Origin of the sequence: Parafrankia soli, assembly GCF_001854695.1 — a bacterium.
GTDB lineage: Bacteria > Actinomycetota > Actinomycetes > Frankiales > Frankiaceae > Parafrankia > Parafrankia soli.
Map to the genome: position 1 here is coordinate 1 of NZ_MAXA01000021.1, position 11689 is coordinate 11689.

General features: G+C 70.2%; 8 protein-coding genes and 1 pseudogene. 6 read left to right on the forward strand and 3 right to left on the reverse strand.

Annotated elements, in window-relative coordinates:
* Positions 1-135 (reverse strand): annotated as a pseudogene (locus tag BBK14_RS04105) (IS6 family transposase); the annotation flags it as partial.
* Positions 136-237: 102 nt separating this feature from the next.
* On the opposite strand from BBK14_RS04105, the gene BBK14_RS04110 reads away from it, so the two are divergent.
* Both BBK14_RS04110 and BBK14_RS38705 read left to right on the forward strand, forming a co-directional pair.
* Positions 238-579 (forward strand): histone-like nucleoid-structuring protein Lsr2, encoded by a 342-nt coding sequence (locus tag BBK14_RS04110; RefSeq protein WP_071059888.1) that lies wholly within the window; start codon positions 238-240, stop codon positions 577-579.
* A 323-nt stretch (positions 580-902) separates the two neighbouring features.
* On the forward strand, positions 903-4961 hold the full coding sequence (locus BBK14_RS38705; RefSeq protein WP_071059882.1) for a toll/interleukin-1 receptor domain-containing protein: 4059 nt from the start codon (positions 903-905) through the stop codon (positions 4959-4961).
* A 115-nt stretch (positions 4962-5076) separates the two neighbouring features.
* Here the strand turns inward: BBK14_RS38705 and BBK14_RS38050 are convergent, their stop codons facing one another.
* On the reverse strand, positions 5077-5367 hold the full coding sequence (locus BBK14_RS38050; RefSeq protein ID WP_071059883.1) for a hypothetical protein: 291 nt from the start codon (positions 5365-5367) through the stop codon (positions 5077-5079).
* A 91-nt stretch (positions 5368-5458) separates the two neighbouring features.
* Here BBK14_RS38050 and BBK14_RS04125 point away from each other — a divergent pair, with 91 nt between their 5' ends.
* Complete coding sequence (locus BBK14_RS04125) at positions 5459-6526, forward strand: integrase core domain-containing protein (protein WP_071059884.1); 1068 nt, start codon at positions 5459-5461, stop codon at positions 6524-6526.
* A 334-nt stretch (positions 6527-6860) separates the two neighbouring features.
* Here the strand turns inward: BBK14_RS04125 and BBK14_RS04130 are convergent, their stop codons facing one another.
* The gene (locus tag BBK14_RS04130) at positions 6861-7712 is read right to left on the reverse strand and encodes a LuxR C-terminal-related transcriptional regulator (RefSeq protein WP_071059885.1); all 852 of its coding nucleotides are present in this window, start codon (positions 7710-7712) and stop codon (positions 6861-6863) included.
* A 117-nt stretch (positions 7713-7829) separates the two neighbouring features.
* Here BBK14_RS04130 and BBK14_RS04135 point away from each other — a divergent pair, with 117 nt between their 5' ends.
* The 3 genes from BBK14_RS04135 to BBK14_RS04145 form a co-directional block, all read left to right on the forward strand.
* Positions 7830-9536, forward strand: a complete 1707-nt coding sequence (locus BBK14_RS04135) for an AMP-binding protein (protein WP_198541169.1) — start codon at positions 7830-7832, stop codon at positions 9534-9536.
* 5 nt (positions 9537-9541) lie between these two features.
* Complete coding sequence (locus BBK14_RS04140; protein ID WP_198541170.1) at positions 9542-11194, forward strand: sigma-54-dependent Fis family transcriptional regulator; 1653 nt, start codon at positions 9542-9544, stop codon at positions 11192-11194.
* Between the two features lie 82 nt (positions 11195-11276).
* Positions 11277-11689 (forward strand): aldehyde dehydrogenase family protein (locus BBK14_RS04145; RefSeq protein ID WP_116429988.1); only part of this gene is annotated, 413 nt, incomplete at its 3' end.

Here is an 11689-nt window from a genome sequence, read left to right on the forward strand (position 1 = left end):
CTCCTCGACATCCCGGTACGACAATGCGAACCGCAGATACCACCGCACCGCCAGCACGATCACCTCAGGAGGGAACCGGAACCCCGCGAACTCCGACGTCGGAGCCGGTGGACGGACACGACGTCGACGCRTCATTCGATCATGACTGATCAGCAGCCTCGATGGCGGACTTCGTCAACGCAACAGTGCCGAATACATCGCGGATACACGGTCCGCGAGCAGGAACGGGGAATGCTCATGGCGCAGAAGACCATCGTTTCGCTGATCGATGATCTCAGTGGAGAGACGGCCGACGAGACCGTCCGGTTCGGGTTGGACGGCGCGCAGTACGAGATCGACTTGTCCGAAGCGAACGCCACAAAGCTGCGTGAGGCGCTGGCTGTGTTCGTCACGGCAGCGCGTCGTTCCGGTGGCCGTGCGGGCAGCGGACGGCGCGGCCCGCGTGCCGCCTCGCCGCGCTCGACGTCTGCCGAGCGCACCGCGGAGATCCGCGAGTGGGCGCGGAGCAACGGCTACACGGTGAGCGACCGGGGTCGTATCGCGTCGACCGTCGTCGAAGCGTTCGACAAAGCTCACTGACGGGCCCGTTGCGAGGCTCGCGGGGGCACCAGCACTGGCGCTCTGCGGGCCCGCCGGACAGACCGCGGGCCTGGGGGCAGGCGGGATCCCGGTCTACGAATGCGGGACTGATCCTGGTGCGGAGCTCGTAGCGTGGCCACGCTGTCGCCGCGTCGAACGGTTAGGCGTGGATGACTGTCGACGAAGCCAGCTGACGCCAGGATCACGCCGGTTTGATTGTCACAGGGTGAGCGGGAAGCCGACCCCCGCCGGCGGAGTCGCTCGTCTGTCGGTGTCCTGATGGCTTCGGGGTTGATCCGCGTCGGGGCGATACGTTTGTTCCCGTGGTTGGGTCCGGCGACGGAAGCGCTCCGGCGCCCGTCGACGGCGGGTGGGTGGATTTCTTCGTCTCCTACGCCGGCCCGGACCGGGAATGGGCGGAGTGGATCGCCTGGCATCTGGAGGAGGCGGGCTACCACACCCGCGTTCAGGCCTGGGATTTCGGCGCCGGCTCGCACTTCGTCCAGGAGATGCACCAGGCCGCGCTGAGGGCACGGCGGACGATCGCGGTGCTGTCCACCTCCTACCTTGCGTCCGCTTACGCGGCGGCGGAGTGGCAGGCGGCGTGGGCTGATGATCCCCGGGGCGAGGCTCGGAAACTGCTTGTCGTCCGGGTGGAGGACTGCGCGCGGCCGGGGCTGCTCAACCAGGTCGTGTCCGTCGACTTGTTCGGGATGAGCCGGGACGCCGCCCGGGTGCGGCTGCTGGCGGCGCTGCGGGAGGGCCGTGGTAAGCCGGCGATTGAACCGATGTTCCCGCGGGCGCGCGCCGTGGACACGCACGATCCGCTCGACCTCGGGGTGCACCGGGCGATCGAGGTCGCGGCTCCCGGCCGGGCGGCGCCGCCGGGGCGGCTGCCCCTGTTCATCGCACGGGATCATGACCGCCGGCTCACTGAGCTGATCGAGGATCCGTCGGAAAGTTTTATGGTCGTTCTGGTCGGCCGTTCCTCGACCGGGAAGACTCGCAGTTGTTACGAGGCGGTCCGGGCGCGGCTCGGTGACTGGCCGCTCGTCCATCCGGTGGACGATGCGGAGCTGCTGCGGCTGCTGGATGCCGGGCGTATCGGCCCGTCGACCGTGCTGTGGCTGAACGAGACGCAGCTCTACCTGCAGGGTCGCGACAGCGCCCGGGTGGCCGGTGCGCTGCGCCGGCTCCTGACGACCGGCGCCGGTCCGGTGGTGGTCGTCGGTAGCATGTGGCCGCGCTATTGGCGGGCGCTCGCCGGCCAGCCGGATCTGGCTTCCGGTCAGGATGACCGGCTCGCCCAGGCCCGTGCGTTGCTGCGGCTCGGCCGAGTGCATCGGATCGACGTACCGGATGGTTTCCAGGAGATCAGCCCGGATGTGCTGGACGCGTTCGCGCGCAAGGATCCCCGGCTGGCCGTCGCCCGCGAGGCGGGCCGGGCCGACGAGGCGATCACCCAGGTGCTGGCCGGTGGGGTGGACCTGCTCGAGCGTTACACGCACACCCTCGATGACCAGAGCCGGGCGCTGCTCACTGCCGCGATGGACATCCGCCGGCTCGGGCGTTCCGGCCCGCTCCCGGGGGCGCTCCTTGAGGAGGCGGCGCCCGGCTATCTCGCTCCTGGGCAGCGGGTCGCTGGTCCCGACTGGTTTACCGCCGCTGTCCGGACCGCGACCGAGGAGCTTCGTGGGGTCCGCGCGCTCACCCCGGTCCGGAGCGGGCCTGGCGTCGGCGAGCCCGACGGGTACCTGCTCCACGATTACCTGGAGCAGCACGCTGACACGGCGGGCCGCGCGGAGCCTGTTCCCGCAGCCGTCTGGGAAGCACTCGCGGCGCACGCAGATGATCCGGACGAGCTGGCGCGGCTCGCGGATGAGGCGGAGTACCGAGGGCTGTACCAGTACGCTCACCGGCTCGCGGTCGCGGCTGGAGACGACGCCCAGGCGCTGGGGATCCTGGCTGACCGGATGAGCGCCGGCGGATACGCCGAGGAGGCGCTCGCCGCCTACGAACAGGCGGCGAGGACCGCTGGTGGGAGCCATCCGCTCGAGTACGGCGCCGAGCGCTTGGAGACGTCGGGACACCTCGACGAGGCCGTCGCCTGCTATCGCAGGGCAGCGGAGATCTTCGGTAGGAGCGAGCCGCTGCGGCGGGCCGCATATCTGCTGGAGCGCGCGGGCCGCCACGACGAGGCGCTCGACTGTCGGATGCGGGCCCTCGAGATGGCCGCGAGCGCGCCGGGCCTGCGTGCCCGAGCGGAAGAGCTGCTCGCCGACGGCCGCACCGACGAGGCGTTGGAGTTGTTCCACCGCGCGGACCAGGCAGATGGTTCGGCGGAGCTGTCCCCAGGCGGTGGCGATCTACGCGATCCGCGGACACTCGTTACCGGCCATCGGTGGCATGCGCAGTTCTTCGACCTGCAGCACTGGCAGGACGTCCGGAACATGGCGGAGCTGCTGGACACGGCTGGGCGGGCCGCCGATGCGGATGACTGGTTGCAGGGGCTGGCCGCCGCCGGCGACCGCGCCGCGGTCGAAGTGGCGTCCGTTCGGCTGGTCGCGGCGGGCCGTCGGGGGGACGCCATCTCGTGGCTGCGGGAGCTGGCAGAGCGTGGCAACCTCCCGGCGCGACGGGAAGCGGCCAACCAACTGGCCGCGGCGGGGCAGATCAATGAAGCGGCCACCTGCTACCGGCAGGCGGCGGAGGCGGGCGACGCCGATGCGCTGTGGTCCGCGGCGTCCCTGCTGCTGGCAGCCGCCCTGGAGGAGGCCGCCCAACGGCTGGACGGCGACCGGGATACGACGCACACGGCCGCCGACTACCGCGCGCGGGCGCGCCACCTGCGTCACGACCCGGAAGGATTTTCGCTCTGGGGGATTCTTGTCAGTCGTGCGCCGCTCGATGACCGCACCACCGGCCTGAGATCTGTCGACGAGGCGGTCGCCTGGTTCCAGGCGCTGGCAAGCCGGGGCAACCCCGACGCGCCGCGGGTGGCCGCCAGGTTCCTCCAGGCGCTCGGCCGTTTGGAGGAAGCCATCGGCTTGTGCCAGCAGCCCGCTGACGCCGGGGACCTTCCTACCCTGCGCACCGTCGCGGACCTGCTGGCCGCCGCCGGCCACACCGAGGCGGCGATCAGCCGCGCCCGCCAGGTCATCGAGGCTGTCGGGCGGGAGGAGTCAGATGACCTRCAACCATGGGCCCTGGGCATGGACTGGCGGGTGCTCGCGGACCTGCTGGCCGCCGCGGGCAACGAGCAGGCGGCCATCGAGGCCTATCAGCGAGCGGCCGAGGCCGGGGACTCGGAAGGGCAGGAGGCCGCCGTCGGCCTGCTGCTGCACGCCGGCCGCGCAGACGAGCTGGCCACTTGGGCAGAGGACCGCATCTGGCCAGGGGGCTCGCGTGTCGCTCAGGACGTCGCGCGGAGCCTGGCCGCGACCGGCCACCGCGAGCAGGCCGCCGGCCTTTACCTGCGGCTGGGGAAGGCCGGAGACAAGGCAGYGCTGCGCACGGCCGCGGCCCTGTTGGCGAAGCTGGGACGCCCGGACGACGCGATCGGCTGCTACCGGCTGCTCGCCGATGACGGCGACGTCGACGCGGTGCGGGAGGCTGTCGCGCTCCTCACCGCCGCGAACCGGCAGGAGGAGGCCGCCGCCTGGCTGGTGCGGCTCCTCACCAGGCTCGGTGCGCGGGGAGGGCACGGGGCGGCCGAGGAGGTGCACGCGCAGCTGGCCGACCTGGGCATGAGCGAGGTCGCGGCCAACTCGCTCTTCCGGGAAGCCGACAGCGGTGACCCCGGCGCACTCGGCGCCGCAGCCCGCCTGCTCGCAGCGACGGGACGCACCGCCGAGTCGATCCAGTACTGCGAGCGGCTGGTCGCTGCCGGTCCCGCGCCCAACGCGATCAGCGCCGCGGCCGATCTACTGGAGGAGACCATCGGCACCGACCGGACCATTGGCTGGCTTCGCGGACTCGCCGCGCGGGGCGAGCGCGGCGCCCTTCTGGAAGCCGCCGACCGGCTCGAGGACGCCGGACACATCAACGACGCCCTCGCGTGTCTCCAGGAGGCTGCTGAGGCGGGCGACCTCGACGTACCGCGGTACCTCGCTCAGCGTCTGACGAGGTCCGGCCGGGACATCGGCGAACTCGCCGTGCTGCGGCGGCTGATCGGGTCCGACATCGCGGGCTGGCTCCTGCGCCGCATGGCCTCCGACACCGACTTCACCCCGGAGCGCGCCGCAGTACTCCTCGAGATGGCGGGCCGCCACGTTGACGCCGGGCGGCTGCGCCAGTTCGGCGTCACCCCCGAGGGCCGGATCGCCGATCCGTGGTGGGTACCCGACCAGGCGCCCCGCGCTGGGCTCGAGGGGCCGACCTGATCCGCGTACCCGATTGACGGACGGACCGACACCGCGGACCGCGACTGAATGCCAGGCTCGGTTTCCTGCCCCGACCAGTGGTCCGGAACAGCCCGGCTGCCGGTGTGGCGGCGGCTCAGAGCCGGCCGGCGGCCCGGAGCTGCCGGCTCATCACCTGGTAGAGCCAGTCGTACCCACGCTGGTTGGGATGCAGCTGCTCCTGCGGGCCCGCGGACAGGACATTGCTGATCGCCGACCCCGGGAACAGCCCGTTCGCGAACGGCTTCGCGGAGCAGACCGACTGGCCGCTGAACGCGAGGCTGACGTCGATGTAGTACGCCCCGACCCCGCTGGCGACCGCCGCGCGCTGCTGCAGCTGGGTGAGCGCCGGAATCCAGCTGTTGTTGAGYCACTGCTGTTCCCACACGCTGAAAGCGCTTGTGGGGTGCCAGAAGTCGGCCTGAGCCTGTGACCTGGGGCGACGCGCCGGCGCGGGGCCGGCCGCATGATGGTCAACTATGTCCGTACGCCTGCTGTACCTGATCTTCGTTCGGGTCTGTAGCTGGCTGGTTCTCCTCGGCCGCTCGTCGGCGTCGAAGAACATCGAGTTGCTGGTGCTRCGGCATGAGGTCGCGGTGCTGCGCCGTACCCAGCCCAAGCCCCGGTGGGACTGGGCGGACCGGGCGGTCCTCGCCGCCCTGATCCGGCTCCTGCCCAGGGCACTGCGAGCGCACCGGCTGRTCACCCCCGGCACCGTCCTACGGTGGCACCGCCGTCTGATCACACGGAAATGGACCCACCCACACCGGACCGGACGACCACCGATCAGCCAGGAGATCGCCACGCTGATCAAGCGGCTCGCGACCGAGAACACGACATGGGGCTACCAGCGGATCCAGGGCGAGGTCCTCAAGCTCGGCCACCGGGTCGGCGCCTCCACGATCCGCCGGGTCCTGAAGACCCTCGGGCTGCCCCCGGCACCGAAACGCCAGACCGACACCACGTGGCGGCAGTTCCTGCGTACGCAGGCCTCGACGATGCTGGCAGCGGACTTCTTCCACGTGGACTGCGCCGTGACACTCCGGCGCCTGTACTGCTTCTTCGCCCTGGACGTCGGCTCCCGCACCGTCCACATCCTCGGGGTCACCGCCCACCCCGACGGACCATGGACCACCCAGCAGATCCGGAACTTCGTGATGGACCTCGGTGACCGGGCTGCCGACTTCCAGGTCCTGATCCGCGACCGCGCGGGACAGTTCACCGCCTCCTTCGACGCGGTCCTCGCCGACGCCGGCATCACCACCGTCACGATCCCACCCCGAACCCCACGGGCGAACGCCTACGCGGAACGGTTCGTCCGCACCGTCCGGACCGAGGTCACCGACCGCATGCTGATCGTCGGCGAACGGCACCTGCGCACCGTCCTGGTCGAGTACGCAGCCCACTACAACGGACGACGACCCCACCGCGGCCGCGACCTTCAACCACCACGACCCGACCACCCCATCGCAGACCTGACCAAGAAGCAGATCAAGCGCCAGCCCGTCCTCGGCGGCCTGATCAACGAATACGAACGAGCAGCCTAAAACACCAGGTCAAGGCCGGTGGCCGAGTTCTGGCACCCCACAGGTGGTCAGGGCCATGGCCTACTGGCCCGGACCGCTGGTGTCATTCCGGGGTCGTGGCCCGCGTCCAGTGTGCGGACGCACGATGGCGTGGCCGCGTGTTTCCGCTGGTAGGCGGCCTGTTTACCCCTTGTCGGTGCCCAGCTCCCCGCTGCAAACCTCACCCAGGCAAAGATGGATGGGTAGCTACCCGGACCGGACTTCCACCGGCAAGCGACGACGAGCTTACGCAACAAGATCAACAGATTGCGCGGCGTCACCTCCTGCTGTCTGCTGGGCGCACGAAAGCCCGAGGTTAGGGCAGCAAACCGTGGCGGCGGGCCAGGACGACCGCCTCGTGGCGGGTATGTGCGCCGAGCTTCCGCATCGCGTTGCGCAAGTAGCTCTTCACCGTCTCGGGACGCAGCGCCAGGCGGCGGGCGGTCTCGGCGTTGGTGCAACCGAGCGCGATCTGCGCGAGCACGTCGGTCTCTCGGACTGACAGGGACACCGCGACGCCGGATGACCCGCCACTGATGGCTCCCAGCCGGTTGGACAGCGAGCGTAGCCGGGCTCTGAGGTCGGGGTCGTTGACGGCGCCTGCGGCGTCGCGTAACTCCGCGTACACCGCACGGAGCTCCTCGCGGTCGGCCGCCGCGCCGCTGGGCTGGCGGACCTGCGCGTTGTCGAGCAGCCGTACCCGCCGGTCGACCTCGTCGCGCACCGTGAGTTCGTTGGTCAGACGCCGGCCGGCCTGGATGACGACATCGACCGCGTGGTTACCCAGCGGATGCTGGTCACGGACCGCGGCGTAAAGCACGGCACGGGCGACGCCTCCGACGATGACCGGTGTGGCGACGATGGAGCGGATGCCCTCGGCGAGGACGGGCTGGTCGAACTGGTGGGTGATGGTCCGGGCCGAGGCGTAGTCAGCGACAAGGTCTGGGCGTCGCTCGGCTACCACCCGCCCGCCGAGCCCGGACCCGGCCGGGACATGCAGATTGCGTAGGCCCGGGGTGCGGGCTCCGAGCAGTTCGGAGATGAGCAGCGTTCCCGCCGTCACCTCGCCGCCGAAGACCAGCGGCACGCCCAGCCTGACGCGGATCTCGCGCAGCTCGCCGCGAATGGCATCCACGTCGCGCGGCCGGACCAGTGGCGACGTCGACATGAGCGCATCACCTTCCCGACTGCTCCCGGGGTTCGACCCGTGACAGGCACGGCGGCCAACCCTTTCCGGGGGTACCACGTGCTCACGGGCTGGACCCATCATGACCACATGACGAATGTGACAAAGGTTACGCAAGCCTACCGGGCGGCCCGCGACACGTTGCTCGATCTGCACGGCAGCCATGACGATGCGGTGCGCCAGTTTCGCTGGCCGGACCTCGGTGGCCGATTCAACTGGGCGGTCGACTGGTTCGACGCCATCGCCGCGGGCAACGACACGCCCGCCTTGGTGATTGTGGAGGAGGACGGCCGCCAGACGCGACGCAGCTTCGCCGAGATGTTCGCCCGGTCGAACCAGGTGGCGCGCTGGCTGGCCGGCCGGGGGGTGCGGCGCGGCGACAGCGTCATCCTCATGCTGGGCAACCGGGTCGAGCTGTGGGAGTCGATGCTCGCCGTGATGAAGCTGGGCGCGGTGATCGTGCCGACCACCACTGCCCTTGGCCCGGTCGACCTCGTCGACCGGTTAAGCCGTAGCGAAGCCCGGCACGTCATCGTCGGGGTGACTGACACCGGCAAGTTCGACGAGGTGCTGGGTGACTACACGCGCATCGCGGTCGGTGGCCCCGTACCCGGCTGGACGGACTACGCGGACTCGCGTGAGGCAGGCGCGGAACCCCTGGAGCATCCAGGCACGGCGCCGTCGGACCGGCTGTTGCTGTACTTCACCTCCGGCACCACGAGCAAGCCGAAGCTCGTCGAGCACACCCAGGTCTCCTATCCGGTAGGCCACCTCAGCACGATGTACTGGCTCGGGATCCGGCCCGGCGACATCCATCTGAACATCAGCTCGCCCGGCTGGGCCAAGCACGCCTGGAGCTGTTTCTTCGCGCCGTGGATCGCCGAAGCGACGATCTTCGTCTACAACTACTCGCGGTTCGACGCGGGCGCGCTGCTGGAGCAGATCCGTGGCGCTGGGGTGACAACGTTCTGCGCACCGCCCACGGTCTGGCGAATGCTGATCAAGGCCGACCTCACCGGCGGCCCGGGCAGCCTGCGCGAGGTCATCGCCGCGGGTGAGCCGCTCAACCCCGAGGTCATCGAGCAGGTCCGGAGTGCCTGGGGGCTGACCCTGCGGGACGGGTTCGGGCAGACCGAGACGACCGCGCAGGTCGGCAACACCCCCGGTTCCCCAGTGAAACCCGGCTCGATGGGGCGGCCGCTGCCCGGCGTTCCGGTGGTGCTGGTCGACCCGGTGACCGGGCAGCCCGCTGACGAGGGCGAGATCTGCCTTGATCTGGTGGAGAGGCCACTGCCGTTGATGACCGGCTACCAGAACGACCCGGAGCGTGCCGCGGCGGCAATGGCGGGCGGCTACTACCGTACTGGTGACATGGCCGCCCGCGACGCCGACGGCTACATCACATACATCGGCCGCGCCGATGACGTGTTCAAGGCCTCGGACTATAAGATCAGCCCATTCGAGCTGGAGAGCGTGCTCATGGAGCACCCAGCCGTGCTGGAGGCCGYCGTTGTGCCTGCGCCGGACCCGGTCCGCCTAGCCGTGCCGAAAGCCTACGTAGCCTTGGCGTCAGGCTACGCACCCGACGAGGACACCGCGCGCGACATCCTCCGCCACGCTCGCGAGAACCTCGCGCCGTATCAGCGGGTCCGGCGGCTGGCGTTCGCCGAGCTACCCAAGACCGTTTCCGGAAAGATCCGGCGGGTCGAGCTGCGCACCCGTGAGCAGCGGAACGCCGGCTCTCCGAGCGACGAATGGCGGGACGATCAGTTCCCCGAGCTGCGTTCGGCTGATGGCGGGCGATGATCGGCGTGGATCTGTCCGAGCTCGACACACTCCGTCCGCAGATCGCGCAGTCTTGGCGCCGTTCGGCGGCCAACGGGCTGAATCCGGCCATGTCGCCCGACCGGCTGACCATCGCCGACATCGACCGGCGCAGCCGCCTGCTGGTCGCGGCCACTCCGGTGCTGAACGAGTTGGCTGACCAGCTGGAAGGCACTGGCTTCTGCGTGCTCCTGGCCGACCGGGATTCCCGGCTGATCGACCGGCGCTACGACGCCCGCGCCATTGAGCTGGCGCTGGACAGCGTCGGTGTGGTGCCGGGCAGCCAGTTCACGGAGGAGACTACCGGCACGAACGCGATCGCGACCCCGTACGAGGTGGGCAAGGGTGTCACGGTCACGGGCAGCGAGCACTACCTCGAGGCGCTCAAGCCGTATGCCTGTTATGGCCGTCCGATCTTCCATCCAGTCACCCGCCGGATCGAGGGCGTGCTGGACATCACCGGGCGCGCGGAGGAGGCCAATCCGCTGTGGGGGCCGTTCATCGGCCGGGCCGCCGCCGACATCGAGCAACAGCTGCTGGACGGCTCCCGGCGGGCCGAGCAGCAGCTGTTCGCCGCGTTCCAAAGCGCGCAGCATCGTAACTGCGCGGTCCTGGCGCTCGGGGAGAACGTCATCATCGCCAATGCCGCCGCGGCCGACGTGGTCACGGCGGCCGACCATCCGATGCTGCGCGAGCTGGCCACCGACTCGCTGAGCATCGGACACTGCGGCCGGAAGATCCAGCTGCCGTCCGGGGCCGCGGTCGAGGTACGGATCGAGCGGGTCGGCGGGACCGCTGGTGCGCTTTTCGAGCTGACCTCCGCCGATGCGGGGCGTCCCAAGGTGCCGCGTGGCAGGCCGCAGCCCGGGCTGCTGTACCGATCGGTCGAGCGGGAGCTGCGCAGGCACGGCAGGCGGCGGGCCCGGGTGATGATCTCCGGCGAACCCGGCGCCGGCCGTAGCAGTGCGGCGGCGGTGCTGGGCAGCGGCGCGAAGATAGTCGCGGCGGACTGCGCCGACCTGCCCGCGATGGGGCCCCGGGCGTGGTGCGCCCGACTCGATGAACTCACCGCGACGCACCAGGGGCTGATCGTCGTTGAGGTCGTGCACCTGTTGCCGGTGGCGGTCTCCGCCTGGCTGTGCCGGCTTCTCGACGCCAGCCCGGCATGGGTCGCGCTGACCGCCGAGTCGACGTTCACGATGGACAGCGCAGCCGCTTCGCTACGAGCCAGATGCGCCGCGACCGTCGTGCTGCCACCACTGCGGGACCGGAGGGACGAGCTACCGCAGCTGGCGCAAGCGATGATTGACAGGCAGCTGCCCGGCCGGAATCTGCGACTCACACCGAGCGCGTTGCAGGCGCTGTACCGGCACCCGTGGCCGGGAAACCTGCGCGAGCTGGAGACGGTGCTGCGACAGGCCGCGGCCGACGRCCGGGTCGGCGACATCACCACGCGTGAGCTCCCGCCCGGCCTGGGTGGCGGCTCGCACCGRCTGACCGCGCTGGAGCAAGCCGAACATGACACGATCATCGAGGCCCTGCGCGCTACCGGCGGGAACAAGTCGCACGCCGCCGCCCATCTCGGGATCAGCCGCTCCACCCTGTACAACCGGCTCCGCGCGCTGCGCATCAGCGTGTAGCCCTGTCCAGATGTTGCACAGTTAGCCACCGCGATCCGGTCGAACATTGAGCTGAACGTGACTTACGTCATAGGAGGCTGGAATGACCGCAGTGGTGGACTTCCCGGTGATCGACCCGGTGCAGAGGTTCATCGCCGAAACCAAGGGGCTGCTGATCGGGGGCGAGTGGCGGCCGGCCCAGTCGGGACGCACGTTCCCGACGCACGACCCCGCCAGCGGGGAGAAGATTACCGATGTCGCGCACGGCACGGCGGCCGACATCGACCTCGCCGTTGCCGCCGCGCGTCGGGCGTACGACGGTCCGTGGAGCCGTTTCACGCCGTCGCAGCGCCAGTCGCTGCTGTGGAAGGTCGGTGACGCTCTGCTGGCCCGCGCCAAGGAGTTCGGGCAGCTGGAGTCGATCGACAACGGTAAGTCGGCCGCGATAGCGGAGGGCGTGGACGTCGTCTGGGCCGCCAACGTCTTCCACTATTACGCCGGGTGGGCCACCAAGAT